Genomic DNA, 24,903 nt, shown 5'->3' on the forward strand with positions numbered 1-24,903 from the left:
GCCAGGATGGTTCCATGGGGGATTCCACCGTGCACGCGGCGTTCCGTCTCACGTTCACCGACTACCAGCAGGACCCGAACGACAGTGATGTCCTGCGGCGGGCGGTGACCGTCCAGGCCGACCGGATCACGTTCGACGACGGCCACCTGAACCTGTGGCTCGACGGCACCCATGTCGGGGAGTTCTCCCTCGACATCATCGAGTCCGTCTCTCCGCAGGGCGACGGTGGCAGGAGGCGTGAGACGTGGGAGGAGCAACGGGCTCGTTTCCCTCGGATGGGCCACCCGTGGTCGCCGGAGGACGACGCCCGTCTCCTCGCCCTCTACCAGCAGGGGGAACGTGACCTGAGCGCCCTCGGGGAGCAGTTCGGGCGCAAGCCCGGCGCCATCCGGTCCCGCCTGGCCAAGCTCGGGCTCGAAAGCCTCGCCTGACAGGTTCGGGGGGAAAAGGAACGGCTGGACGGCTGGACGGCTGGACCGCTGGACGGCTGTGGCTGGGGGCGGCGGGCTCGTGGGCCACCAACTCCCCTGTTTCGTACAACCTTTCGGGTGCGACGGAGGTCTTTTCTGCGTCCTTATGTATGTCGTGGAAAGGAACTCATGACCCGGTCCCCTCACCAGCGTTCCCGGCGTTCCGTCGTGCTGGGCGCCACCCTCGTCGCCGCCCTGGCCGGTGGGCTGCTCATCGCCCTGCCCGGCGGGGCGAGTGCCGCCCCGTCGGGTCTCGCCGACGACTTCAACGGCGACGGCTACCGTGACCTGGCCACGGGCGCCCCGGGCGCCGTCGCGGGCGGGAAGGCGAAGGCGGGTGCCGTGGTCGTCACCTACGGCTCCTCTAGCGGTATCAGCGCCTCGCGCCACAAGAGCACGTCGCAGAGTTCCTCCGGCGTGCCGGGCTCTCCCGAGACCTCCGACCGCTTCGGCACCGAACTCGCGCACGGTGACCTCAACAGGGACGGCTACGGCGATCTCGTCGTGGGCACACCGCTGGAGGACGTCGGCAGCGACGTCGACGGCGGGTCGGTCACCATCCTGTGGGGCGGCTCGTCCGGCCTCTCGGGCGGTACGGCGATCAGCGACCCGAACGCGTCGGGCCACGACCGGTTCGGCCAGTCCCTCGCCGTCGGCGACTTCACCGGTGACGGGAAGCCCGATCTGGCGGTCGGGTCCACCGGCAAGGAGGTGTGGATCTTCAAGGGCGGCTTCACCAAGTCCGCCGGCGCGGCCGGGAAGCTGCGCTTCGACGCGAAGATCGAGTCCGGCGCGTACCCCAAGGGCGCCGTTCACCTGGCGGCCGGGGACTTCGACGACGACGGGTCGGACGACGTGGTGGTGGGGTCCTCCGTGGGCAACGTCGTCCACCGGGGCGGCCCGGCCGGGCCCACGCCGCAGACGCAGGTGGGCACGGGGTACGCGGGCGCGCTGGCCGTGGCCGACTTCGACCGCGACGGGCACGACGACCTGGTCGTCGGCACCGACTCCGCTCCCGTCCTGGACCAGACGGCGAAGGGCGGCTACGTCACCGTCTTCTACGGCGGTGGGGCGGGCGTCACCACCACGCGCAACACCGTTCTCACCCAGGACAGCGCGGGTGTGCCGGGAGCGGACGAGTCCTACGACCTGTTCGGTGGCGCGCTCGCCGCGGGCGACGTCAACGCCGACGGCTACCCGGACCTCGCCGTCGGCGCGGGCTTCGAGAGCATCGGCACCGCGAGCCACACGGGCATGGTCTGGGTGCTGCGCGGCGGCGCCTCCGGCCTGACGGGTACCGGTGCCCAGGCCTTCAACCAGGGCACCGCGGGTGTCCCGGGCGCCAACGAGTCCTCTGACGTCTTCGGCGGCGCCGTCCACCTCGCCGACCACGACAAGGACGGCCGCGCCGATCTGTCGGTGGGCGCGGCCGGCGAGAACAGCGACGACGGCGCGGTGTGGGTCCTGCGCGGCTCCACCGCGGGCGTCACGGTCACCGGCGCGGTGAGCTTCGGCGCGTCGTCCGTGGGCATCGGGGAGTCGGGGAACGACCCCATGTTCGGGGACGTCCTGTCCGGTTCCTGAGCACTGGACGGACGGCCGGAAGGGGCGGCACCGGAACTCTCCGGTGCCGCCCCTTCCTCAGTGCCTCACGGGGGTGATCCGCGGGGTGGGCCCCTCAGCGGTCCCCGTGTCGTCCGTGCCGGACGCGTGAGGGTCAGACGAGGGTGTAGAGGTTGAACTCCTGCCAGCCGGCGATCTCGGCGGAGCGGGCGCGCAGGACGTACTGGAGGGAGCCGGTGTAGCTGTTCTCCATGGTGACGAAGAGGCCGTTCAGCGTGGACTGGAGCGCCCAGCGGTCCTCGGTCTCGTTGTAGTAGAGGACGAACCGCTCCCAGCCGCCGACGCTGGTGGAGCGGGCGCGCAGCTCGTTCTGCGCGCTGCCGGTGTAGTTCTTCTCGACCGCCACGTAGAGGTCGTTGGCCAGGGACTTCAGCGCGTACGTGCTGGTGGTCTCGTCCCACTCGAAGGAGAAGCCCTCCCAGGAGCCGCTGTACTCGGCGGAACGAGCCCGCAGCACACCGGTGTTGGGGGCGGGGTACGTCTTCTCCGTGGCGACGAACCTGTCGTTGCGGACCGACTGCATGGCCAGCAGCTCGGGCTCCTCGGCCTGCGCGGAGACGTCGTCGCCGGCGGCGAGCGGCGCCTGGCGGGCGTTCGTGTTCTCGGTGATGTGGGCCAGTTCGGCGGCGTCGACCTTCTCCCAGCCGCTGGGGACGGCCGCCGGCCGATCGGCCTGCGGGGCGGCGCCGGCCGCGGGTGCGGTCCAGGCGGAGGCCGCCAGCAGGGCGCTGAGGGACAGGAGGACGGGGGTCATGCGTCTCACAGTTATTCCTCACCATTCGTCGAACGGATGCTGGGCACGGCGAGACGGTGGGCCCACGAAGGGTTCTCCGGCCGTTTCTCAGGAGGTCGGCGGCGCCGCGGCGCGAGCCGCTTCACGCGCGCGGGGACCTGTCCCCGACGCGCGGCTGGCCCCTCCCGTATTCCTCGCCCCCCACGACTGCGGTCGGTGCCCCTCCCCGGGCACTTCGGCAGCGGCTGCGCCCCATGGCGTAGCCGCGCCAGCGTAAGCAGTGGGGCGGGTGTTCCGGCAGTGATTTAACCTCGAATTACGTGAGGGTTCATCGCCGGACGCCGCCCCCTGCGCAGGGCGCGGGAAGGGGCTCACCGCCGGGCCGTCCGGGTCGTCCGGGTCGTCCGCGCCGTCCGCGCCGCGCGGTCGTCGCTCGTCGGGTTGTCCGCGAACTCCCCCGGAATTGTCCGTGATCGGTAACCGGCGCATCCGGGAGGCGCTGATCTCCGTCCTGCCAGGTGGTCTCCCACGGAGCGGGGATCGACGGGGAACTGCGGGAGGGCGGGGCGGACATGGCGCGGCACGGGGCTGGGCGGGGCTGGTACGGCAAGGTGGTCACGGCGGCGCTGGGGGTGACGGTGTTCGCCGTCGGTGCCTCGGTGTGGACCGCGCAGGCCGACGTCGTGGGCGGTTCCTCGCCGGAGGCGACCGCGCCGGCCACGCCGGGCGGTGACCTCCGTCCGGTCGCGAAGACCATCGTGCACGCCTCGGACCAGGGGGCGCGCGGCGTCAACATCACCGTCGACGACGGCCCCGACCCCGCGTGGACGCCTCAAGTGCTGGACGTGCTGGAGGAGTTCGGGGTGAAGGCCACGTTCTGTGTGACGGGGGCGCAGGCGCAGGCCCACCCGGATCTCGTGAAGGAGGTCGTGGCGGCCGGGCACCGGCTGTGCGACCACACGGTGTCGCACGACGTCACCATGGACAAGAAGTCCGAGGCCTACCAGAAGAAGGAGATCCTGGACGCCGAACGCATGATCGTCGAGGCGTCCGGGGGCGTACGGCCGCAGTACTACCGGGCGCCCGGCGGGGCCTTCACCCCGTACAGCCGGGAGCTGGCCGCGTCCCGCGGCATGCGTCCGCTCGGCTGGAACGTGGACACCAAGGACTTCGAGCAGCCGGGTGCCGACGCCATCGTCGCCACCGTCCAGCGGGAGATCGCCAACGGGCCGACGGTGCTGTTCCACGACGCGGGCGGCGACCGTGCCCAGACGGTCGAGGCCATGCGCCGCGTCCTTCCCTGGCTGAAGGAGCAGGGGTACTCCTTCGGGTTCCCGGTGCGCTGAACCCTCCGCGACGTGGTCGTCGCGGAGGGCGCGGTGATCAGCCGGGGGCCGGTCGGGGCCGCCGGGGCGGTGACGACCTCAGGGGCGCTCGATGGTGATGAAGGGGTCCCACTGGAAGTAGCCCCGCAGGTTGCGGTGGCGGTCCAGGATCTGGAAGTAGAAGTGGTAGACGACCTTGCCGGTCCGCTTGACCGTCGTGCGCCAGTAGTGGTCCTCGTACTCCTGGGTCGTGAACGCCGGTGTGCCCTCGCTGCCCTCCTGCGGCATCGGGTAGACGCCGTCGACCACCTCGATCTCCGGCGTCCTGATGAGCACGTGGCTGGTGTCGCTGCTCACGTACCGGTACAGGAGCGCCTTGTAGTCGCTGCCGAGTGACAGCGTCGTCTCCCGCCACTTGACGCTGTCCCCCGGCTCGGCCCGGAGGTTCAGCTCGGCGCCCGAGGTGCCGATGATGTGGTCCTGCCGCGTGGTCATGTAGATGAGGCTCTGGTCGGCGTAGGTCGGTGCGTCGGGGTTCCTCGACGCGTTGGGGTTGCGCTCGACGATGGTGGCCGCGTCGAACGCGATCAGGACGTTGAGTTCAGCCATGTCGTGCCCCTTCCGGATGCGGGTCGTGGGACGTCCGTGCCTGCCGGGCCGGTCGGCCCGTCAGCTGCTCGTGCCGGGCTTCGGCACCTTGTACGCCATCGCCCTCGGGTAGTCGTGCCGGTGCAGGCGGACGCGGACCAGCAGCGGTCCGGCGTTCACCGGGTCGGCGGGGTCGGTGAGACGGGCCAGCAGGGCGTCCAGTTCGGCGGTGTCCGTGACGCTGACGCCGCTCGCCGGTGTGTCCCGGCCGGCGAAGACGGCGGCGAGGCGGTCGTAGTGCCACGGGTGGAGGACGTTGTAGAAGTCCGGCTCGGGGCCGTCCTGTCCGGCGTAGTAGCCGGGGTGGACCAGCATCTGCTCGATGCCGTAGAAGTGCCCGTTGTCCATGACGAACACCACCGACCGCAGTCCCAGCCGGGTGTGGGTGGAGATCTCCTGGCAGGTCTCCTGGAAGGCGCCGTCGCCGACGAACACCATCGGGCGGGCGGGTGTGCGCTCGGGGGCGAGCGCGGCACCGGTGGCCGCGCCGACCGACCAGCCGATGGACAGCCAGCTGACCTGCGACAGGAAGCCGCCCGCGGGCAGCGACAGGTTCATCGAGCCGATGAGGGAGAACGCGGCGTCGGAGACGACCGTCCAGTCCTCCCGGGTCTCCTCGCCCAGGAAGTGGTTGATCCGGTCGAACACGCCGTCGTAGGTGAGGTGGTGGGGGTGCCGGGACGCGGAGCCGGGGACGCGCAGGGCGGCCCGGTGGTCCTCCAGGGTGGCCGGGCGGTGGCGGGGACCGCGGTGGTGGGCGTGGGCCTCGGCGTAGTAGTCGGCGCTCAGCCCGCCGGAGCCGTAGGCCTTGACCAGCGCGTCCTGGAGGGCGGGCAGCAGGTCCTCGAGCTGGACGTCGGGGAAGTAGGAGGTGCCGACGCTGACGCCGCCGTTCGCGGCCATCACCCAGTCGGTGCCGACGGACCGCTCGCCGCCGAGGTTCTTCGACGTGGACCAGGCGCCGAGCCCGATCCGGCAGGTGGCCCACTCCTTGAAGACCCAGTGGACGTCCGGGTGGCTGGCGTGGCCGTTGTAGACGCCGTGGAACTGCGGGTGGTCCTCGTCGAGGACGGCCTTGGCGCCGACGGTGGTGCAGAACGGCACCCCGGTGGCCTCCACCAGGTCGGTGAGCTGCCCGCCGAGGCGGAACCGGTCGGTCTCCTCACCGGCCCACACGATGGGGCGGGGCCTGCCGTCCGGACCCGGGTGCTCCTCGACCAGGGTGAGGATCGCGTGCACGGCGTCGTCCAGCAAGGAACGGCCGCGGTCGCCGAGCGGCCGTTCACGGCGCAGGAGCGGCTCCTCGGGCTCGGCGCAGGGCTCGTCCCACAGGTCCTCCATGACCTCCAGGTAGACCGGCCTGCGCTCGGTCAGGCAGGCGGTGAGCGCGGCGTCGATCTGGCCGGGGGCCAGGCCCGGGTGGGAGATGACCTGCGCGTCCACGGTGACCTGCCGGTAGACGTCCAGGTTGCTCTCGGTGCGCGGGCTCATGTGGGAGGTGAGCAGGCCGAGGGCGCGCTGGTTCTGCCACTGCTCGTAGGGCGGGGAGGCGTTGACGGCGACGAGCGGGACCCGTTCGACGTAGGCGCCGCCGCAGGCGTTGAGCAGGTTGAAAGCGCCGACGCCGTAGGTGACGGCGGCCGCGCCGATGCCGTGGATACGGGCGTAGGCGTCGGCGGCCTGGCCGGCGCCGCCCTCGGTGGGGGTGCCGACCCACTCGATGTCGCCCTCGGCGCGCAGGGTGGTCAGGAACGGGCCGAGGTGGTTGCCGGGGACGCCGAACAGGTGGGTGATGCCCAGCTCGGCCAGGCGCAGGGCGAGGTAACGGGCGACCGTGCACCCGGGGTTGACCGCGATCACGATGCGTTCCCCTCCCGCTCCGGGCCGGGGGTGGTGACCGGCGGGGCCTGGTGGACGGCGACGGCGGCGCGGACGGCGCTCTCCAGGGCGCCCTCGATCCAGGCGTGCTTGAGGGAGGTGTGCTCGCCGGCGAAGTGCACGGGGCCCTCGGGCCGGGAGACGTCCAGGTGGAAGCTGGTCATCTGGTGGGCGGTGTAGATGGCGGCCTCACCGAAGGCGTACGGGTCGCGGGCCCAGGACTGGGTGGCGCCCCGGCCGGTGAAGAACACCTCGATGCGCCGGCCGTGCAGGGCCTGGAGGTTGCGCAGGGCGTAGACGTAGCGCTCGGCGTCGGGCATGGAGTCCCAGCGGGCGGCGTCGTCGGACCAGCAGTAGGAGGCGAGGACGACGCCGCCGGTGCTGCCCTCGACCCGGTGCGAGGGGTAGTACATGAACCGGTTGGGGTTGTCGGCCGCGGAGCCCCCGCCGAAGCAGTGGGTGGCGGGGCGGACGGCGGGGCCGCGCAGCGGCAGGCTGCTGTCGATCCGGCGCATCTCCTCGGTGACGCCGCTGTCCTTGATCGCGGCACCGAGCAGGCCGGCCTCCGGCTGCGGGAGGGTGACGCGGGACACGGCGTCCGCGTCGGCGCCGTACCGGTAGGAGTCGTACAGGCCCGGGGCGATGGCCTCCAGCTCGCTGCGCCAGTCGTCCTCGGTGAACTCCCACCACCGGTGGCTGAACTCCAGCAGCACCTTGGTGGCCTGGTCGTAGTGCGTCTCGATGATCGCCCGGCGCTTCTTGTACGACATCGAGGGGACGATCTCCACGAAGCGCAGCGCGGAGAACGGGACGGTGACGATCGCCAGGTCCGCGGTCCACAGCTGCGGCGTGTCCTGGGGGTCGTCCTCGGTGACGGTCTGTACGGCCACGCCCCAGCCGTCGGGGCCGACGGCGCCGGTGCCGTCGGGGTCGGCGTCGCGGCTGGGGTCGTGGTATTCGAGGCGGATCACGCGTTGGCCGAAGCGCACTTCGTCGAGCAGGCCCTGGTGGAGGGCGTGCGGCAGGCGCCAACTGCCGCCCGGGACCTCCCAGTAGCGCACGCCGGGGTTGATGTCGCTGCGGCTGAGGAAGCTGTGGAAGAAGGAGAGGTGCAGCCGTGAGGACATGTTCTCCAGCGTTCCGACGGCCTCGATCGCCTCGTCGCTGAGCCCGGCGTGGTCGCGCAGGAAGCCGCCCATCGAGTAGCCGTCGAAGTCGCGGATCACCCGCGCCCAGCCCTCGATCCACTCGTCGACCGGCTTGTTGACGCGCTGCCCGTCGACGACGTCGGAGTAGTAGTCGCGGACGCTCTCCAGGGCGTCGTCGACCATTTTGACCACGGGGGCGCGGACCTCGTCGTCGGTGAGGTGGAAGCCCTCGTTGATCCGCTCGGGCCCGGCGGCGTACGCGGACCTGCGCACCTGGGTGCGGTTGGTGCGGATCCAGGAGTTGCCGCGCTTGTCGGGTTCGCGGAAGTCGGGGCTGTCGTCGCCGTAGGTCCAGGTGCGGCCGGTGAAGGAGGTGTACGTGACCGGGGGGACGGGGACGTCGGGGCCGCTGCCGGTGGCGGGGTCCACGTCCACGTTGTAGAACTGGCGCCGTCCGAGGCCGAGTTTGTCGACGAGGGCGAGGACCAGCGGGTGGAAGTCGGGCAGCCGCATGGCGCCGGCCTCGGCGTACTGGGCGGGGTCGGCGAAGGGCTGGTGGTGCTCGGTGGCGCGGAAGGTCTTGATGCGTCCGCCGACGCGGTTGGCGTTGGCCTCCAGGACGGTGACGTCGTGGCCGGCGTCCTTGAGCAGACGGGCGGCGACCAGGCCGGTGATGCCGGCGCCGATGACGAGGATCTTCTTGCGCGGGTGGCGGGTGGGGCCGAGGTGGCCGGTGTCGATGAGGGTGTGGAGGTAGTCGAGCTTGAGGTCCTTGTCGTCCGGGCCGACGAGGAGGAGTTCGCGGGCAAGTCGGAGACAGGTCTGCCAGCGCGCACGGGTGGCGGAGTTTTCCCGTGAAAGGTCGGTCATAGCTTGCGATCGTAGGGATGGAGAAACGGTTGCTCCTTTTCTTTCGGGGACAAAGTCCAAAAAGCACTGATCGCCTCGCATGACGTGAATTCGGCTTGCTCGGTCCATTCCCGCCGGACGGCAGGTCCGCCAGGGGCGGGTGGGAAAAGAGAAACAGAGCCGAATCGATAATCCACAAGGGGAGTACGGAATTCCCGTCGGCTCGGTGGGGGTGGTCCCGCCATTCGACGGGGGTGAAAAGGGCGCCGGGACGGTGGTTTTCCGCCGGGTCGCCGGGGCCGGGCGATCGCCGCCTTCAGACGACGGGGCGGTCCTCGTCGACGTGGCGGAGTGTCGCGTCGTCCGGGATCCAGGGGAACCGGATGCCGGGGAACCTCGCCGGCCAGGGCCCGTACGGGTCGAAGGCGAGGACCGCCTCGACGAACGGCCGGGGCGGCAGGTAACCGTGGTCGGCTACGTAGTGGCCGATGAGGTGCGGGGCCGCGAAGACGGTGCCGGGGGTGCCGGGCACGCGGATCTCACCGGTGCCGGCGCTCGCGCGCAGGTGTCCCGGCCGGGGCGTGTACCAGGGGTGGGCGTCCGGCAGCGGCGTGGGGCAGAGGGCGCACTCGTGCAGGCCGAGCACGGCGTTCACCTGCTGGGCGTCCAGGACGGCCGCCAGCCTGTCGGTGAAGCCGGCGGGGGCCGGGCCGGTCGTCCAGCGGTGGCCGGCCGCCGGCCAGCCGACGGTGACGCGTGCGTAGTCCGGCCGGAAGCCGACGGACCGCATGCGTCGGTGAGATCGGTGAACGTGTCGTCGCCGTCCCGGTGCGGGTAGCGGCCGAGGTCCTCGTAGAACATGCGGCCATCATCGCGCCGCGGCTGCGCGCCGCGGCTCCGCCGCCTCTGCCCGGTCGTTGCGGCGCGGCGGACGACGGCCGGGCGGCCCGCCGGGACCCCACGGGTCCGGCGGGCCGCCCGGGTCGCGTCAGCAGTGCGGAGCGTAGTAGCGCCACCTGTCCCCGGAGCCGGGCGTGCCGTTGCCCGAGGAATTGACGTAGACGGCGGACGCGTAACCGTAGACACCGGTGGCGGCGTTCCGTCCGCGCACCCACACCGTGCTGCCGGAGACGGACGTGCCGTCCGTCCAGCAGTCCACGTTGAAGGTCTGGAGCCGCTGCCCCTGACCCACCACCGTGCAGGAGGTGTAGGCGCACGAACGGATGTTCACGCCGTCTCCGAGGAAGAAGCCCGCCGTCGCCGCCTGCGCGGTACCGGCCAGCGTCATTCCGCCGAGCGCCAGCGTCGCGCCGGCGACGACCGTCGCTCGCAGCACGTTTCTCATGTGACAACCCCCCGTGGTCGACTCATCGAATAGCTGAGCCCAGCCAAACAGAAAAGGCATGCCCACGTCAATGGGATGGATTACCGGTCGGGGACATGGGTACGGGAATGGTGAATTCCACTCCGGGCCGGCGGGAAAGGGAATGCCGGCACCGAAACGGAATCCCCCTGGGTCACATCGGCTACTGGGTCAGATCGGCTACTGGGTCAGATCGGCTCGGGCTGTGGTTCCGGGGTGCGCGCCGGTGTGAGCCTCGGTTCCCACAGGGCGGTGGTCCGGACGTAGCCGTAGACCACCGAGGCCGTCACCAGCAGGAGCAGCGGACCGGAGATCCACGCGTGCCGGGCCAGCTCCACCGGAAGGAAGCGGTACGACAGCAGGAGGGCGACGAAGACCGTCGTGCCGTACGCGGTCAGCCGCACCCCCGACCGGTCCCAGCCGCGGTCGTACGCGCGCAGGGCCGCCTCGATGGTGAGCGTGAACACCACGCCGGCCAGGAGATCCGCGCCGTAGTGGTAGCCGAAGCCGAGCGTCGCGGCGAGCGTGGCGATCAGCCAGAACGTTCCCGCGTAGCGCAGGACGCGCGGGCCCTTCCGGGAATGGATGAAGATCGCGGTGGCCCACGCCGTGTGCAGGCTGGGCATGCAGTTCCGTGGGGTGATCCCGTCGAACGGTATGGAGTGCGGGGCCGTGATCGGCGGAGGGGTGTGCGGCCACAGGTCGGCCACCGCCCACTGGACGCTGGGCGGCATGTCCTCCGCCCACAGGCTGACCGCCGCCCAGTGCTCGGTGCCGGTGCCGTAGGCGAAGAGCGGGCCGACCACGGGGTAGATCATGTAGAAGGCCGGGCCGAGGAGGCCGATCACCAGGAAGGTGCGCACCAGGTGATGGGCCGGGAAGCGGCCCTCGGTGGCCACACCGCGCAGCTGGTAGAGCGCGACGACGACCGCGGCGACCGCGAGCTGGCCGTAGACGAAGTCGAGGAGGTTGAAGCCGAGGGGGCCACTGGCCGTGACGATCCGGCCCACCACCCACGAGGGGTTGCCCAGCGCCTGGTCGGCGATGGCCACGTACGGGTCGAGCACCTGTGGGCGGGTCTGGGAGGTGATGAACAGCCAGGTGTCACCGGTCTTGCGGCCGGCCATCAGCAGCAGGGCGAGCCCGACTCCCTTCAGCAGCAGGACACGTTCCCGGCCGGTGCGGCGCGTGACGGCGACGACCGCACAGCCCAGGGTCACCCACAGGGCGCCGTTGCCGAAGGGGTGGCCGCCGTTCGTGCCGATGTCGAACGCCCACCGGACCACCAGGAAGACGAGGTCGACACCGATCGCCGCCCCCAGCGCGACGAGCCGTTGCCGCCAGGTGAGGACCACCATCATCAACGCCATGGAGGCGTACAGCAGACCGCCCGACTTGGGGGCGAACACCACCTCGCGGGCCTGGTTGGTGATCGGCCCGGGAAGGCCGTGGCGGCGCGCGGCGACCTCCAGCGCGATCATGAATCCGAGGGCCACGGCACCCGCCAGGGCCCAGAGTCCCGCCCGCGGACGGCGCCACACGGACGACAGGGTTATTCGGTTCTCCTGTGCCCGGTTCTCATGTGCCGGGCTTTCATGTGCCCGGTTCTCATGTGCCCGGTTCTCGTGTATTCGGTTCTCACGCGAAAGGTGCTGCGGGGGTATGTCGGTCAATGTTCTGGCTGCTTCGCTAGATGGGGTGGACAGGGCGGGCGGCGGGGCGGGCCGGTGCGGTGCGGACGGTCGGCTTCGGGGCGGGGTGCCCTCGCTCCGGCGAGGAGCGGCCCGCCGTGGAAAGACGGGATGACGACGGTCCGCGTTCCGGGCGCGGGGTCACGGCGGGGCGGCACGGGGCGCCGGGCCCGTCACGCCGCGAGGCCGGCACACGAGCCGGCACGCGAGCCGTCGCCCCGATGCCGACACCTCATGCCCCCTTGTTCCGCCCCCACACGCCACCCGTTCCCTCGGTGTGCCCCCGGCCGCCCTCGACGGCCGCCCCCCGGCCCTGGCCGCGAGCGAAACACGGGGGATCTACGCAGGTCAATATGCGTGCCGGAGTCGTTTCCGGAGGGCTCCGCGGCCGGGTTCCGGCAGCGTCGGTACGAGCCGTCCGGGCGGTCGCGCCGAAGGCGACGGCGCCCGCGCCGCCGCCGTGTCCTCAGGTCACCGGCAGGTGCTCGCCCGGCGGGGGCAACAGCAGTTGCGTGGCCGCCAGTTGCCGGTACAGGACGTCCTGGGCAATCAGCTCCTCGTGGCGTCCGACCGCCCGCACCCGGCCGCGGTCCATGACGACGATGCGGTCGGCCATGGTCACGGTGGAGAGGCGGTGGGCGATGACGATCACCGTCGTCTCACGGACCAGGTCCGCGACGACGTCCCGCAGCGCCTGCTCGTTGGTGGCGTCGAGCTGGGACGTGGCCTCGTCCAGGAGGAGCAGCCGGGGCCTGCGCAGCAGGGCGCGGGCGACGGCCAGGCGCTGGCGTTCGCCGCCGGAGAGCTTCGTCCCCCGGTGGCCGACGTGGGTGTCGAGGCCCTGCGGCAGCGAGCGGACGAACTCGTCGAGGCGGGTGCGCGCGAGCGCCTCGTGGATCCGGTCGTCACCGGCGTCGGGAGCCGCGAAGACGAGGTTCTCCCGCAGGGTCCCGGAGAGCACGGGTGCGTCCTGCTCGATGTAACCGATGGCGGCCCGGAGCCGGGGCAGGGGGATGCCGAGCACATCGTGGCCGTCGACGAGCACCCTGCCACCGGTGGGTTCGTAGAACCGCTCGATGAGCGCGAAGACGGTCGACTTGCCCGCACCGGAGGGGCCGACCACGGCCGTCATGTGGCCGCTCGGCGCCGTGAAGTCCACGCCCCGGTGAACGTCGGGCAGTTCGGGGCGATAGCGGAAGACGACGTTCTCGAACGTGATGGTGACGGGGGCGTCGGGGAGGGCCGTCGCGCGTGCCGGCCGGTCCGCTCCGCCGACGTCGTCGGTCTCCAGCAGGTCGATCTCCCGCAGCCGTGCGACGGCGGCCGCGCCGACGTGGAACTGCGTGGTCGCCTGGATCAGCTGGGAGATGGGCTCCATCAGGTAGAAGAGGAAGAGGAGGAAGGCGACCAGGGTGGACACGCCGATGGTTCCCGAGGCCACGCGGGCGCCACCGACGCCCAGGACGGCGAGGAAGGACATCTGGACGGAGAGTCCCGCGGAAGTGCCCATCACCGACTGCCACTTGGCGGCCTGCACGCCGTTGCGCCACGCCTCGTCGACGGACTCCCGCACCACGGCGGTCTCCCGGTCCTCGGCTCCGGAGGCCTTCACGGTGCGGAAGGCGCCCAGCGCGCGTTCGAGTACGGCCCCCATCGCGCCCACCGACGCCTGGGCCCGCAGCGTCGCGCGGGAGATGCGCGGCATCGTCGTGGTGATCACCCCGCCGACGAGGGTGATGACGCCGACGGTGACCCCGAGGAGCAGGGGGTCGAGCCTGCCCATCATCACCATCACCCCCGCGAGGGTGAGGACACCGTTCACGGCCGAGACGGTGGACTGGGTGGTGACCTGCCGCAGCAGGGTGGTGTCCGAGGTGACGCGGGCCAGCAGGTCGCCGGGCTCGGTGCGTTCGAGCTCTCCCACCTTGAGGCGGAGGAGCCGTGCGACAAGCTGGTGGCGGGAGTTCCGTACGATCGACTCGGCGGTGTGGGCCAGGACGTACTGGCTCAGGGCCTTGAGGACCGCACCGAGCAGGACGAGGCCCGACAGCATGATCAGGGTGCCCGTGAACAGCTCCCCCTGGCCGAGGTCGTCTATGAGCTCCTTCGCCGCCAGCGGCTGGACCAGGACGGCCGCCGCCCCGGCGAGACCGAGCAGCCAGCCGGCGGCGATCCGCCCCCGGTGCCGGCGGACGTGGACCAGCAGCACGCCGAACGTGGCGCGCGGGGAGAGCGGGGGGCGGGGCCGGGAGCCGGTCCCCGGCCCCGTGTCGAGGCGGTCGGTGTCACGCATGGCGCGGCGGCCCGCCCCTCAGACGGCGCCACGGCCGGGAACCGCGCCGACGGCCCGCCGGACGGCGGGGAAGACCTCCGTGGCGAGCCGCTCCAGGTTGCGGAGCACGTCGCCGGTCTTCTCGGCGGCTTCGACCTGGCACATCACGCGCCGGCAGCCGGAGACGGAGACATGGCGCACCAGCCGTTCCACGCAGGTCTCCACGGAACCGACGGGCTGGGTGCCGAGGAGCCGGTCCGTGAGTGTCCCGACGCTCTCGGGGGACACCGGGGGCGGGACGGACTCCGGCCGGGCGGCCAGCCGGCTCGGGTCGTTGTTGAGGGAGAGGATGAACCGCGCCCGGTTCCCCATCAGCCGCCGTGCGCGCTCAGCCGACTCGGTCACCTGTGTGAAGACGGCGAACGCGTGGCCCCAGGGGGGTGCCGGGCGGCCGCCGGCGCGGGCCCTGGCGTCGTAGTGGGCCACCATCTGCGCCTTGGCCTCGGGGCCCTTGTCGTAGAACAGCAGCAGGGGCAGGCCCCGGTCGGCCGCGAGCTCCGTCGTCGCGGGCGAACCGGCGGCGACGTAGACCGGTGGGCGCGGGAGGGACCGTACGGCCGGTGACGGCCGCAGGGGCGCGGGGAGGCCGTGCGCGATGCCCGTGGTCACCTCACCGTTCAGCGTGGCGAGGGTGAGGTCCAGGGGCTCGGCCAGACCGGCCCGCCAGGACGCGAGCCCGGGGCCGATCACGTCGTACTCGACGCCGGGGAACCCACGGCCGACGCCCAGGACGAACCGGCCGCCCGACAACTGGTCCAGCAGGGCGGTCTGCTCCGCCACGTGGACGGGTGAGTGCAACGGCAGCACCGTCACCGCGGTGCCCACGTGCACGGTGTGCGTCTTGCCCAGCAGATAGGCCGCGAGCCCGAGCGCCGAGGGGTTCACGGAGGCGCCGAGGAAGTGGTGTTCGGTCAGCCACAGGTCGTCCAGGCCCAGCTCCTCGGCGAACCGCGCCACCTCGACCGTACGGGCGAGGACGTCGCCGTCGGACTCGTCCGCGTACCGGTCGGTGGACAGCAGCACACCGAACCGGATGTCGTCATGCGTGGTCACGGGCCCTCCGTCGGTCGGTCGGGGCGGGTACGCGGATGAGTGTGTGGAAGAGCCGGACGTTCTCGTCCTCGCCCACCGGGTGGCGGTTCACCTCGACCCAGGCGTGGGCCCGGAAGGGCTGGGTGCGCACGCCGGTGCACCAGTCCGGCCAGTTGCCCTTCACCCGGCAGAGCAGCACCGTGGCCACGGCACGCTGCAGGCAGCCCTGGCCGGCGCACCTGCGGCTGACGGACACCACGGCCCGGCGGCTCGTCAGGGCCTCGGCCTCGGTGGCGGGACGGGCGCCCCGGGCGGCGGCGCCCAGGACACGGCGCAGCCTCGCGGGGGGCAGCTTGATGAGGAACCAGGCGGCCGTCACGGCGATCCGGGCGAGGAGCGCCAGGGGCCAGGGGGTCCGGGTGCGCTGCTCGGGCAGGAGCGGGAAACTCATGAGGTCACCAGTCCGGCCCTGGTCAGACCCGCCAGCAGCTTCTCGACGTCCGCCGTCACGCGCGCGGGGTCCTGTGCGAAGCGTGTGCTGAGTTCGTCGACGACGTCCGGAATGCGCCTGCCTTCCTGGAGCAGCCGTACGACCGCCGCTCCGGTGGGGTTGAGCATCCAGTAGCGGCCCGTGCCCTCGTGGAGCAGGACCATGCCGTCGTCGGTCTCGGTCGTGGAGACCTCGGGGCCGAGTGCGAAGCTCATCGGGTTCCTTCCCTGCCCCGCGCCCGTGTGCGCGCCGCCTCGACCGAGCGCAGCCACGACTCGCAGGCCAGTGTGGCGACCATGGGGATGAACGTCCGGGAGGTGGGGTGCGGGCTGAGCAGTACGGTGCGGACCGCCTCCTCGTCCACGAGTCCCAGGCGCGCCAGGCGCATGTCCTCGCCGAGTGCGAGCAGGTCCCGCCGGTACCGGCGCACCCCCGCGTACACCTCGGCGCTGAACTCGCCCTTGGTGGAGCGGCTCAGGACGGGGGCGGGGACGACGCCCCGCATGGCGGTGGCCAGCACCGGTTTGGCCTGCCCCGTGTCGTAGCGGTCCGCGATGCGCGCCGAGAGCGCCGCCTCCACCACCCGGTCGTCGAGGTACGGGGCGTGGTAGGCCACCCCGAGGGGGGAGGTGAGGCGGTCGGTCAGACGGACCTTGCCTCCGCACTGGCGCACGGCCTGGATGAGCACGTGCTGGGCGGGCGAGGCGGAGAAGGGTGCGGTTCCCGCCCCGGCCGCCTCGTCGAACGCTGCCCGGCACGCGTCCACGGCGTCGCCGGTCGCCCAGTGGGGCAGCCTCGGGAAGTAGCCCCAGCCGGTGACCGGCTCCCGGGGTCCGTGGATCGGCCGGGACAGCGACGCGGAGGCGGTGGCGAGCCACTGGCTGTAGGAGGGGTTGCGCAGGAGGTTGCGCAGCATCGCCCCGAGCGGCCAGCGGTACATGCTGCGGGCGGCCCGCAGTGCGCTGACCGAGCGCAGCGGCCGGTCGCGGGCGAGGGCGTGGTAGAGGGAGGGCGGGGCGTTGAAGAGTTCGTCGCCGCCGTGGCCGGTGAGCCGGACCGACACGCCCTGGGTGGCGAGGCGTTCGGTGACGTACAGGGTCTCCGCCCTCTTGCGGTTCCAGGCGTACGGGGCTTCGAGGACGTCGTCGTGGTCGAGCTGCCCGGCGAACGAGGGCGGCAGGTCCGTCGCGTCGAACACCAGGTGTTCGGCGTCGGGCAGCAGGGCGGCCGCCCGGGCTCCCCATCGTGCGTCGTCGTTGCCGGGGTCCGTGGCCTCGTGCCGTACGGTCACCCATCTCCGGCCGGGCTCCCGGCGGCCGGTGAGGAAGGCGAGGGACGAGGAGTCCATGCCGCCGGACAGGTCGCAGGCGAGGCCCGTCCCGGAGCGCGTCCGCGCGGCGACGGCGTCCGTCAGCGCGTCACGGACCCGTACGGCGGCCTCGGCGAGCGGCAGGCCGGGGGCCGGTGGGACCCACCAGGCGACGGTCCGGTGGCTGCCGTCGGGGTGGACGCGCAGACGGTGTCCCGGCTTCAGGCACTCGACTCCGCGCCATGCCGTGCGTTCGCTCAACGGCGGGGGCGGCTGGGCCATGAGGTGGCCGAGCAGGGCCCGTTCGTCGATGCCGCCGCCGGCCAGCTCCGCCAGGGTGTCCGGCCGGTCGGCCGCCAGGGTCGCTCCGTTGACGGTCGCGTAGAAGACCTCGCGGACGCCCGAGAGCGACCCCTGCACGGTCAACTGGCCCTGCAAGGACGCGACGGCGTGGTAGCTGCCCGGGATCCTGCGCAGCGCCTCGTGGAGTTCGTCGGCGCCGGTGGCGCGTTCCAGTAGTCCGCCGAGGTCCGCGGGGACGGCCCGGAAGCAGCCGAGAAGCGCCAGGCTCCGGTTTCCGCGCGTGACCGTCAGGACGTCCCCGTCGTCCCACGTGCCCACCAGCCACGGCCGTCCGGACGCGTGCGACAGCGTCCTGTCCCGTTTCCCGTCGCGGAGGACGTCCTCCACGACGGCCGCGCCGGCCCGGTTGTCGGTGACAGCGAGGAACTCCACATGTCCTCCACGGTGCGGTGGTGTGGTTGCACGGAGACACGCACGCGAGCCGGACGGGACGGTGCCGCCCGGCGGTTCCACGCCTTCCGGCCACCGCTGGTCCGGTGACCGGAAGGATGTCGCACGGCCGCGGAATCAGCAGCCCAGCCACCAGCACTGGTCGTACTCGTCCCAGCCCCAGGTGCCGTTGTCCAGCGTGAGGTCCGAGAACTCCCCGATCTCCACCAGGGCGGGCGGTTCGTACACCGAGACATCGCTCATAGCGGTCACCTCTCCTGTTGATCGACTGTGTGCGGAACGCCACCGGTCATCACTCGCGCACCGGCACGCGCCGCCCAATCTATGAAGGCCGCTGTCCCGGACACCTGAGCAAGCGGTCCCGGCCCTGTCCCGATTCGGTCCTGGGACATGGACACGCCCGCGGGGCACGCCACAGCATGGGCGCGGTGAGAGCCGGGGGGCCGCCGAGTCGGCACAACGCAGGAGGGATGCACTCCGTATGGATGCGACGCAGAGCGACCGGTACGGCAGGAGGCGTGCACTGCGGGGTGCTCTGGGGATCACCGGATCCCTGGCGCTCGGTATGACGGCGCTCGGCACGCCGGCCCGGGCATCGGTGCCCCGGCGCGACGGCCCCGGTCTCCCCGAGGTGCCGGGGATGCTCGGGGACCGGCTGGCCAACGAGTTCTGGTACCAGTTCGACGAGGCGACGTACTTCCGGCAGACGCCCGAGCTGGTGGAGGCCTACGCCGCGGTGGCCGAGTACACGGGCGGCAACCCGTTGGGCGGTGTCCGCGCCGCCTGGGTGCGCACCGGAACGGCGGCGGGCTACCCGGACACCTACGCGTCGTTCCTGGAGCCGGTGCGCGGCCCGCTCGCGGTGATCTCGCGCGTACAGGTCGACGTCTTCGAGAGGTACTACGGCCGCGACCACCGCCGGATCGTGGAGGCCATGGCGTACTTCGCGCAGGGAGTGCTGTTCGACCCGCGCAGGGCGCCCACGCAGTCCGAGGTGCACACCATGGACGGCGATCCGCCGCTCGCCTACCACACCTGGCACGCCTACCAGTACGCGAGCGTGCTGCTGGGGATCGACCGGCGGTTCTGGACGTCGATGATCCCCGTCAACGGATTCGCGTGGGCGGTGCAACTGCTGGCGAAGCCCCGTACGCGGACGGTCAACCCGCCGCTTCCGCGGAGCACGGTGGCACGGGTGGCAGCCGAGTGGCTGCCGCGCGGGGTGCGCCGGGTCGACGCACAGCTGCTGGCCTTCCATCGCCCGCCGGACGACCCGGGCACGCGCTGACCGGCCCCGTGCCCCGGTTCCGGTTCTGCGGCTACCGGCCCGTCGTACCGGGCGGGCCGGGGAACGACTGGAAGGCCCGGTCGAGCCGGCGGGTGGTCAGGGGCAGCCAGGTCCGCGCGAGCCGGTGCACCGTCCGGTGCGGCAGGGGCGGGTTGACCTCGTCCATCGCGGGCCGGGCCGTGTTCTGCACGGCCCACGCGAACGCGAGGACGGGTGCCGTACCGCGCCAGCGTTCCGCGTCGATGCCGTGGAGCATCATCGCGCGCATGAAGAGGAACCAGGTGTGGTACGCGGTCGGGGCCTCCCCTTCGGCCGCGTCCATGGTGTGCACCCGCAGGCCCGCGCGCTCCCGCGGGTCGAACAGCGTGCCCTGCCCGAAGTACGAGAACGCCTCGACCAGGTCCCGCTGCCGCGCGTAGTAGGTGTCGAACACGTCGAGCTGTACGCGCGACAGAATCCGCAGTGCCCGTCGCACGGGAGCCATGAACGCCGCGAAGTTGGCGGGGTAGTCGGGCTCCCGGTACTGGGCGAACCAGGTTTCCCGCAGTGTCACCGGGAGATTGCCACCGAAGTGGTTGTTGATCTCCGCATAGGCTTCCTTGATCTCAGCGGACTGGTCGTAGAGCGTGGCCTGGTTGAATCTGTACCAGAGTTCGTTCGCGCGCCGGTCCCCGGACATCCCCGGAACGTCGGGGAAATCGGGTCCGCCGGATCCCTCGAGTAGGGGAACGGCAATTCCCCGACCCGTTCCCGCGGAGAGCAGCCAGGCCATCCCGGCCGCTCCCACGCCCACCCGGAGCGCGTTGCGGCGACTCACTCCCTTACCGTGCATGACGTCTCCTCTTATTCGACGGTTTCGGGCGAGGGCTTTCACGCACCTATCCCCGCGTTCCTGGCGAGAACGACCGCCATGGACCTGTCGCTCACATTCAGCTTCGCGAATATGTGGGACACATGATTGCGCACGGTCTTCTCGGCCAGGAAAAGACGTCGGGCGATCTCCCGGTTTCCGCAGCCCCGCGCGAGGAGATCGAGCACCTCCCGCTCCCGCAGCGTCAGCTGGGAGAACCCCGACTGCTCCGGCAGGTCACCGAACGCGGAGAAATAGGACTGCATGCGCTGGGCGATGGCCGGGCCGAAGACGGCACCGCCCGCCGCGACGAGACGGATGGCGAGGAGGAAGTGCTCGCGCGGGACGGTCTTGCCGAGGAACCCCCGGGCACCCGCGCTCATCGCGGCGATCACGGCCTCGTCGCTCTCCGTGATGGAAACGACCAGTAAGCGCGCCGCATTCGCCTCGGACAATCGGCCCACGGTCCGCACGAAGTCGCCCTCCCGGATCCGGGAAAGCGGGAAATCGGCCACGATCACGTCAGGGACCGGGCGGGAACCGCCATGGAGTTCGCGGACCGCCTCCTCTTCCGTCGCGGCCTCTCCAGCCAGTTCCAGATCGTGCGTCCGCTCCAGTTCCAGGCGGACACCGGCCCGGAACATGGGGTGCTCATCGACCAGGAACACGCGCACAGGTGCCAGTCGGCCTCTTGTCGAGGGTGTCGTCCGTTCGTCTTGCCGCGCTCTCCCGCGGAAGGAGTTACCGGAATATTCCAGTCTCCTCGATGAGCCCGTCTCGAACTCGGTGGAAACGCTCGGGGCGCTGCTCGATGCACGTGGACCCACATCGCTCCTGAGCTCACTCATAACAAAAGGATAGACCAGCCTGCATACAATCCGGCTGATGAATTCCGGACAATCAAGAAAAGTGCGTTGACAGGTTCCGCTTTTACTGTACGGAAAGCCCGTAGGCGTACACCGGAGCGCGAACATCACACACCCACGGGATGCGCCCGGGCGTCCTCCCGGTATCCGCGGACGGGACGCCGCGCGCGAGCGTCGCGTGGGGTGCAAGCTGGAAGGGAGGCCGCCTCGACACCCCCGGGCGCGGGCTCGGCGGACGCGGTCTCGCCACTCCGAGGGAGCCCCCGTGGGCTCGGCAGGAGGGAAGCGAGATGGCAGCAGATCAAGTCACCACCGGTACACGCTGGCACCTGGCCGGTGACTGGTTCGACGTGTGCAAGTGCGCCATACCCTGCCCCTGTACGTTCGCCCAGCCCCCGACCTACGGCGACTGCCAGGGCGTGATGGTCTGGCACATCCGGGAGGGCAGTTTCGGCGACGTGCGGCTCGACGGGCTCAACGTCCTGATGCTCGGCTCCTTCACCGGCAACCCCTGGGCGGGCACCCACACCGACCCCTACGCCGCGATCTTCTTCGACGAACGGGCCAACGAGCGGCAGCGCGGCGCACTCGGGGCGATCTTCGGCGGTGAGGCGGGCGGATGGCCCGCGGAGTTCGGGGAGATGTTCCACCCGGAGATGCGCGGCATGGAGTTCGCTCCCGTGCACGTCGAGATCGACGACGACCTCGCCACCTGGCGGGCCGAGGTACCCGGCCGGGTGACCGCCACCGCCGAGGCGCTCACCGGCCCGACGACGCCGGACGGCGCACGCGTGCAGGTCCTCAACGCCCCGGGCGCCGAGGTCGGGCCGGGCCAGGTCGCCACCTGGGGGCGGGCCACCGCCGACCGGGCCGACGCGTACGGCTTCTCCTGGGAGCACTCGGGCAAGTCGAGCAAGCACTTCCCGTTCGACTGGAGCGGCCCCGACTGAGGAGCGCGACCGCCGCACGAGTGGGACGACCCGCCGTCAACGGGCGTCCCGGGGGCGGCGGGGCCGCCGTACATGGGACGACCCGCCGTCAACGGGCGTTCCGCGGGCGGCGGCGGGGTCGTCGTCGCATGGCACGACGACGACTCAGCCACCGCCCGTCGACGGCATCGGGAGCATCGTCGGCAGTTAGGACATCATCGGCATCGACGGCCGCAGTCCCGGCAGCAGCCAGTCCTGGAACGGCGCGAGCACGGCGAGCACGAGGAAGGCGATGCCCACGGCCCGGGAGAGCAGCGGCCCACGCGACCACAGCTTCTCCAGGAAGACCACCAGCGCCAGCCCGGCCATCGCCGCCACGTTCATCACACCGAGCGGGATCAGGACCACCATGAGCCCCGCGCAGCAGCCGACGCAGTAGGCGCCGTGGTGGAGGCCCACCCGCAGGTCGCGGGCCGGCCGCCGGAACCCGGCGTAGCGCACCAGCTGGCTCATGGGGTCGCGGCAGTGCCGCAGACAGACGTTCTTGAGGGGGCCGAGCTGGTACAGGCCCGCGAGCAGGAAGGCCACCGCGCCGATCCAGCGTCCGGCGGTCGCGCGGCCGTCCACCAGGCCGCCGGTGAGGGCCAGGGCACCGTAGGCGAGCAGGCCGAAGGCGGTCCACACCAGCAGGTACCCGCACACGAACGCGACGGTGCGCACGGCCCGCCGCGGGCCGGAGGACTGCCGGCCGATCCCGCGCACCCAGGTGACGGCCACCGGCGCCATGGACGGCAGCATCATGGCCGCCATCATCGTCACCCACAGCAGCAGGAACAGCGGCAGTGCCAGGCCCATCGTGCCGGGCTCGACGCCCATGTCCCGGGCCTGGCCGACCGTCAGCACCCAGGCGGGCACCGCGATCAGGGCGATCAGGGCGAGGAGGAGCCAGGAGGCGGCGAGGTCGCGGGCCGACAGCAGGCCCCCGCGCGCTCCGGTCGGCGCGGGAGTCCGGGCGGACACGAGGGTGGGGGTCCGGCTGCGGCGCATGGGCGTGTACTCCTGTGACTGGTTCCAGGACAGCACGCATCCCGTCGCCGCGCGACCGCGCACCGCCCCCGCGGCCCGCCGCCGTCCGGAAAGGAAGGGAGCCGTCAGGACGTGGCCGTCACGTAGTAGATGCCCTGACCGGGCCGAAGTGTCCACGACAGCAGCGCCGCGCCCTGGCACCATGGTGCGGGCCGCTCGCGGCGAAGGCCGGACCGGTTCTCGAGGGACGGGGGCAGGTATGTCGTTTCGGGGAGCGAATCCCGAGGACCTGGAGCAGCTGGCGAAGCTCCTGGACGGGCGCGGCGGGGTGGAGGACCGCCTCGACGAGGCGTTCACCCGCGCCGCCCGGCTGGGTGTGAGCGGGCAGCTGGCGACGCTGAAGCCGATGCGGTCCTGGGCCGGCGGTGAGGCGCGGGACCTCCGCAAACGCGCCGTCGTCCTGCGCCTGGAGAACGGCGATCCGACGGCCGGCCTGCTGTGGGCGGGGTTCACACCGAAGGACCTGGAGACCTACCGGGGCGAGGGGATCAGCCCGGAGACGCTGCTGCTGGCCAACTCGGTGGCGGCGAGCGGCGATCCGAACGCCGAGGACCTGGCGCGGCAGCCGGGCGAGAAGCTCGGCGACTGGGTCGCACGCCTGGAGGCGCACGCGATCTCGAAGATCCCCGGTCTGGAGCCGCACGAAGAGACGCTCACCGAGATGATCAAGTTCGGTGCCGACGCGTTCAACGTCGCGGCCGCGACCCAGGTGGTGGCGGCGACCGGCTTCTCGGGCACCAAGGTGCTGCTGGGCAACGCGGTGAAGACCGGCAAGCTCGGGCCGATGAAGGACGCCCTCGCGGCACGCTGGACGGCGGCCGGCAGCAACCCCATACTGAACCGGCCAGGCAGATGGCTCCGAAGTTACGATCCGCCGATTCGCTCCTTGTCCGCCCCAGGAAGCTGGTTTCCCGGACAGCTGGGCAACATGGCGTCCCGAAGCCGGACCTACCAGAGAGTTGCCAACGTGCCCTTCAGCACGGGCTGGTTGGATGACCGTTGGGGCAAGGGATGGGACGCACTGCGCCAACGCGGCTTCATGAACTCCAAGCTGCTCGGCTTCACTCCCAACCAGGCCATCAACTTCTTCGCCGGGTCGGACGACATGGCCCGCTTGTACGGTGGAGCGACCCACTCCGGTCAGACCGTCACACGCGCGGGGCAAGCCAGTCTCGTGCAGGTGGGGAAGGCCGGTGGGTTCAAAGCAGCGGTGAAGACCGCAGGTCTGTGGCGCGGAGCCGGCATCGTCGGGTCGGCGGGGGCGACGGCCTTCTCCGTGGCCAACATCGCCACCATGGACCACGCGAAGGAGTGGGAGAAGAGCAAGGCCGGCTATCTCGCCAACTACGCGGAGGTCGGGTTCAACGCCTCTCTGACCGCGGCGATGGTCGCCCCCAACCCGGTCACGATCGGTCTCGCCGTGGGAACCGGCATCGTCTACGGGGGCCTGAAGGTCGTTGAGCACTGGGACGACATCACCGAGGGCGCCGACAAGGCGGCCGAGTGGGTGGGGGACAAGGCGAGCGACATCGGGAACGACATCGCCGACGGTGCCAAGAAGCTGGGCAGCGCGCTCAACCCCTTCGATTAGCGCACGCACGAGATGAGAGTCTTTGTCGCCATGGACACGAGTAGTGAGCCCTTGCAGTTCGAGCTGCTGCCGTACAGGACCGCGCCCAAGAAGCAGTTGCCCACAGCCGGGGTCAAAGGCGACGTGGGGCGCTTCGGGTCCGTCGTCGTGGAGCGCTGCCCGCTCTACCGGCCGACCGACAAGGGAATGGACACCGCTCGGCTGTCCGGTCCCGCTTTCCCGGAGACGGTCTTCCGGGGAAAGCGCCGGACAGGACGGCCGTCACTCTTCAAGGCCGAGCTCACCCTGGACGGCCGGCCCGCGGAGTTGCAGTTCAACTCTCGGGCCCTGCGCAAGCAGGACAGAGCGCTGCGCATCGGGTACGAGGGACGGGAGTATGTCTACGGCCTTGAGGGCCTGGGCAGCGTGCGGGACTTGACGAGGGATGGCGTCAAGGTTTCGATCGGACCCGGCCGTCATGTCCCGCCCGCAACGACCTACAGCGCCGGCACGGCCACCGGCCCGGTGGACGCCGTGGACCTGGCCATCGCCATCGTGCTGGAGGAGGTGGACACCGATGTCCTCACCCTGGGCGGCGCCGCGCTGTCGGCACCCTTCGCCCTGATGCAGCGTTTCTCGGACGGGGCGGAGTAGGGGATCCGGCCGGCCC

23 protein-coding genes are annotated in these 24,903 nt (G+C 71.5%); 7 read left to right on the plus strand and 16 right to left on the minus strand.

The genetic code is table 11. From position 1 onward, the window contains the following. Positions 1-14: 14 nt before the first annotated feature. Together FHX78_RS16320 and FHX78_RS16325 are read left to right on the plus strand one after the other, a co-directional pair. Positions 15-431 carry an SANT/Myb-like DNA-binding domain-containing protein gene (locus tag FHX78_RS16320; RefSeq protein WP_145868188.1) on the plus strand — a complete coding sequence of 139 codons (417 nt, stop codon included), beginning with the start codon at positions 15-17 and terminating at the stop codon, positions 429-431. 168 nt (positions 432-599) lie between these two features. Continuing rightward, entirely contained in the window at positions 600-2,054 is a 1,455-nt protein-coding gene (locus tag FHX78_RS16325) for an FG-GAP-like repeat-containing protein (RefSeq protein ID WP_145868189.1), read from the plus strand. A 133-nt stretch (positions 2,055-2,187) separates the two neighbouring features. Here FHX78_RS16325 and FHX78_RS16330 read toward each other — a convergent pair whose 3' ends face one another. Then, complete coding sequence (locus FHX78_RS16330) at positions 2,188-2,847, minus strand: fascin domain-containing protein (RefSeq protein WP_145868190.1); 660 nt, start codon at positions 2,845-2,847, stop codon at positions 2,188-2,190. Between the two features lie 551 nt (positions 2,848-3,398). On the opposite strand from FHX78_RS16330, the gene FHX78_RS16335 reads away from it, so the two are divergent. Next, a complete protein-coding gene (locus FHX78_RS16335) occupies positions 3,399-4,172 on the plus strand; it encodes a polysaccharide deacetylase family protein (RefSeq protein WP_145872018.1) in 774 nt (257 codons plus the stop codon). A 78-nt stretch (positions 4,173-4,250) separates the two neighbouring features. Here FHX78_RS16335 and FHX78_RS16340 read toward each other — a convergent pair whose 3' ends face one another. The 12 genes from FHX78_RS16340 to FHX78_RS16395 all read right to left on the minus strand — a co-directional run bounded on the left by FHX78_RS16340 (position 4,251) and on the right by FHX78_RS16395 (position 17,887). Beyond that, entirely contained in the window at positions 4,251-4,760 is a 510-nt protein-coding gene (locus FHX78_RS16340) for an inclusion body family protein (RefSeq protein ID WP_145868191.1), read from the minus strand. Between the two features lie 60 nt (positions 4,761-4,820). Continuing rightward, positions 4,821-6,659: an alpha-keto acid decarboxylase family protein gene (locus tag FHX78_RS16345; protein WP_145868192.1), complete on the minus strand. Its 1,839-nt coding sequence runs from the start codon at positions 6,657-6,659 to the stop codon at positions 4,821-4,823. Then, entirely contained in the window at positions 6,656-8,695 is a 2,040-nt protein-coding gene (locus tag FHX78_RS16350) for a flavin monoamine oxidase family protein (protein ID WP_145868193.1), read from the minus strand. Before FHX78_RS16350 ends, FHX78_RS16345 begins: the two co-directional genes overlap by 4 nt. A 295-nt stretch (positions 8,696-8,990) precedes the next feature. Then, on the minus strand, positions 8,991-9,464 hold the full coding sequence (locus FHX78_RS16355; RefSeq protein ID WP_145868194.1) for a DUF7919 family protein: 474 nt from the start codon (positions 9,462-9,464) through the stop codon (positions 8,991-8,993). Positions 9,465-9,662: 198 nt separating this feature from the next. Continuing rightward, positions 9,663-10,019 (minus strand): hypothetical protein, encoded by a 357-nt coding sequence (locus FHX78_RS16360; RefSeq protein ID WP_208766188.1) that lies wholly within the window; start codon positions 10,017-10,019, stop codon positions 9,663-9,665. 206 nt (positions 10,020-10,225) lie between these two features. Continuing rightward, positions 10,226-11,545: a phosphatase PAP2 family protein gene (locus FHX78_RS16365; RefSeq protein ID WP_373313021.1), complete on the minus strand. Its 1,320-nt coding sequence runs from the start codon at positions 11,543-11,545 to the stop codon at positions 10,226-10,228. Positions 11,546-12,194: 649 nt separating this feature from the next. Beyond that, the gene (locus FHX78_RS16370) at positions 12,195-14,021 is read right to left on the minus strand and encodes an ABC transporter ATP-binding protein (protein WP_145868196.1); all 1,827 of its coding nucleotides are present in this window, start codon (positions 14,019-14,021) and stop codon (positions 12,195-12,197) included. 18 nt (positions 14,022-14,039) lie between these two features. After that, positions 14,040-15,113, minus strand: coding sequence for an LLM class flavin-dependent oxidoreductase (locus tag FHX78_RS16375; protein WP_145868197.1), 1,074 nt, complete (start codon positions 15,111-15,113; stop codon positions 14,040-14,042). Then, positions 15,100-15,543, minus strand: a complete 444-nt coding sequence (locus tag FHX78_RS16380) for a lasso peptide biosynthesis B2 protein (protein ID WP_145868198.1) — start codon at positions 15,541-15,543, stop codon at positions 15,100-15,102. Before FHX78_RS16380 ends, FHX78_RS16375 begins: the two co-directional genes overlap by 14 nt. Continuing rightward, positions 15,540-15,797: a lasso peptide biosynthesis PqqD family chaperone gene (locus FHX78_RS16385; RefSeq protein ID WP_145868199.1), complete on the minus strand. Its 258-nt coding sequence runs from the start codon at positions 15,795-15,797 to the stop codon at positions 15,540-15,542. The genes FHX78_RS16380 and FHX78_RS16385 overlap by 4 nt, the downstream gene beginning before the upstream one ends. Beyond that, positions 15,794-17,626 (minus strand): asparagine synthase-related protein, encoded by a 1,833-nt coding sequence (locus tag FHX78_RS16390; protein WP_145868200.1) that lies wholly within the window; start codon positions 17,624-17,626, stop codon positions 15,794-15,796. The genes FHX78_RS16385 and FHX78_RS16390 overlap by 4 nt, the downstream gene beginning before the upstream one ends. A gap of 135 nt (positions 17,627-17,761) precedes the next feature. Then, positions 17,762-17,887, minus strand: coding sequence for a lasso RiPP family leader peptide-containing protein (locus tag FHX78_RS16395; RefSeq protein WP_145868201.1), 126 nt, complete (start codon positions 17,885-17,887; stop codon positions 17,762-17,764). 238 nt (positions 17,888-18,125) lie between these two features. On the opposite strand from FHX78_RS16395, the gene FHX78_RS16400 reads away from it, so the two are divergent. Next, entirely contained in the window at positions 18,126-18,932 is an 807-nt protein-coding gene (locus FHX78_RS16400) for a hypothetical protein (protein ID WP_145868202.1), read from the plus strand. Positions 18,933-18,963: 31 nt separating this feature from the next. Here the strand turns inward: FHX78_RS16400 and FHX78_RS16405 are convergent, their stop codons facing one another. Both FHX78_RS16405 and FHX78_RS16410 read right to left on the minus strand, forming a co-directional pair. Next, entirely contained in the window at positions 18,964-19,611 is a 648-nt protein-coding gene (locus tag FHX78_RS16405) for a hypothetical protein (protein ID WP_229923905.1), read from the minus strand. A 191-nt stretch (positions 19,612-19,802) separates the two neighbouring features. Next, positions 19,803-20,456, minus strand: coding sequence for a LuxR C-terminal-related transcriptional regulator (locus FHX78_RS16410; protein ID WP_229923906.1), 654 nt, complete (start codon positions 20,454-20,456; stop codon positions 19,803-19,805). Positions 20,457-20,938: 482 nt separating this feature from the next. Between FHX78_RS16410 and FHX78_RS16415 the strand changes: the two genes are divergently transcribed. Then, complete coding sequence (locus FHX78_RS16415) at positions 20,939-21,598, plus strand: DUF1326 domain-containing protein (RefSeq protein ID WP_145868205.1); 660 nt, start codon at positions 20,939-20,941, stop codon at positions 21,596-21,598. Between the two features lie 186 nt (positions 21,599-21,784). On the opposite strand, the gene FHX78_RS16420 is transcribed toward FHX78_RS16415, so the two are convergent. Then, positions 21,785-22,624 (minus strand): DUF2182 domain-containing protein, encoded by an 840-nt coding sequence (locus tag FHX78_RS16420; protein WP_145868206.1) that lies wholly within the window; start codon positions 22,622-22,624, stop codon positions 21,785-21,787. Between the two features lie 238 nt (positions 22,625-22,862). On the opposite strand from FHX78_RS16420, the gene FHX78_RS16425 reads away from it, so the two are divergent. Then, entirely contained in the window at positions 22,863-24,254 is a 1,392-nt protein-coding gene (locus FHX78_RS16425) for a PE-PGRS family protein (RefSeq protein WP_145868207.1), read from the plus strand. A gap of 51 nt (positions 24,255-24,305) precedes the next feature. After that, a complete protein-coding gene (locus tag FHX78_RS16430) occupies positions 24,306-24,887 on the plus strand; it encodes a hypothetical protein (RefSeq protein ID WP_229923907.1) in 582 nt (193 codons plus the stop codon). Positions 24,888-24,903: the final 16 nt, after the last annotated feature.

This window comes from Streptomyces capillispiralis (assembly GCF_007829875.1).
Taxonomy (GTDB): domain Bacteria; phylum Actinomycetota; class Actinomycetes; order Streptomycetales; family Streptomycetaceae; genus Streptomyces; species Streptomyces capillispiralis.

Bases quoted from the DNA above. Each gene is read 5' to 3' on its own strand.
- FHX78_RS16350 (WP_145868193.1), bottom strand. From the start codon at position 8,695: ATGACCGACCTTTCACGGGAAAACTCCGCCACCCGTGCGCGCTGGCAG.
- FHX78_RS16395 (WP_145868201.1), bottom strand. From the start codon at position 17,887: ATGAGCGATGTCTCGGTGTACGAACCGCCCGCCCTGGTGGAGATCGGG.
- FHX78_RS16320 (WP_145868188.1), top strand. From the start codon at position 15: ATGGGGGATTCCACCGTGCACGCGGCGTTCCGTCTCACGTTCACCGAC.
- FHX78_RS16370 (WP_145868196.1), bottom strand. From the start codon at position 14,021: ATGCGTGACACCGACCGCCTCGACACGGGGCCGGGGACCGGCTCCCGG.
- FHX78_RS16385 (WP_145868199.1), bottom strand. From the start codon at position 15,797: ATGAGCTTCGCACTCGGCCCCGAGGTCTCCACGACCGAGACCGACGAC.
- FHX78_RS16400 (WP_145868202.1), top strand. From the start codon at position 18,126: ATGGATGCGACGCAGAGCGACCGGTACGGCAGGAGGCGTGCACTGCGG.
- FHX78_RS16420 (WP_145868206.1), bottom strand. From the start codon at position 22,624: ATGCGCCGCAGCCGGACCCCCACCCTCGTGTCCGCCCGGACTCCCGCG.
- FHX78_RS16335 (WP_145872018.1), top strand. From the start codon at position 3,399: ATGGCGCGGCACGGGGCTGGGCGGGGCTGGTACGGCAAGGTGGTCACG.
- FHX78_RS16425 (WP_145868207.1), top strand. From the start codon at position 22,863: ATGTCGTTTCGGGGAGCGAATCCCGAGGACCTGGAGCAGCTGGCGAAG.
- FHX78_RS16325 (WP_145868189.1), top strand. From the start codon at position 600: ATGACCCGGTCCCCTCACCAGCGTTCCCGGCGTTCCGTCGTGCTGGGC.
- FHX78_RS16355 (WP_145868194.1), bottom strand. From the start codon at position 9,464: ATGCGGTCCGTCGGCTTCCGGCCGGACTACGCACGCGTCACCGTCGGC.
- FHX78_RS16405 (WP_229923905.1), bottom strand. From the start codon at position 19,611: ATGTCCGGGGACCGGCGCGCGAACGAACTCTGGTACAGATTCAACCAG.
- FHX78_RS16380 (WP_145868198.1), bottom strand. From the start codon at position 15,543: ATGAGTTTCCCGCTCCTGCCCGAGCAGCGCACCCGGACCCCCTGGCCC.
- FHX78_RS16360 (WP_208766188.1), bottom strand. From the start codon at position 10,019: ATGAGAAACGTGCTGCGAGCGACGGTCGTCGCCGGCGCGACGCTGGCG.
- FHX78_RS16340 (WP_145868191.1), bottom strand. From the start codon at position 4,760: ATGGCTGAACTCAACGTCCTGATCGCGTTCGACGCGGCCACCATCGTC.
- FHX78_RS16415 (WP_145868205.1), top strand. From the start codon at position 20,939: ATGGCAGCAGATCAAGTCACCACCGGTACACGCTGGCACCTGGCCGGT.
- FHX78_RS16330 (WP_145868190.1), bottom strand. From the start codon at position 2,847: ATGACCCCCGTCCTCCTGTCCCTCAGCGCCCTGCTGGCGGCCTCCGCC.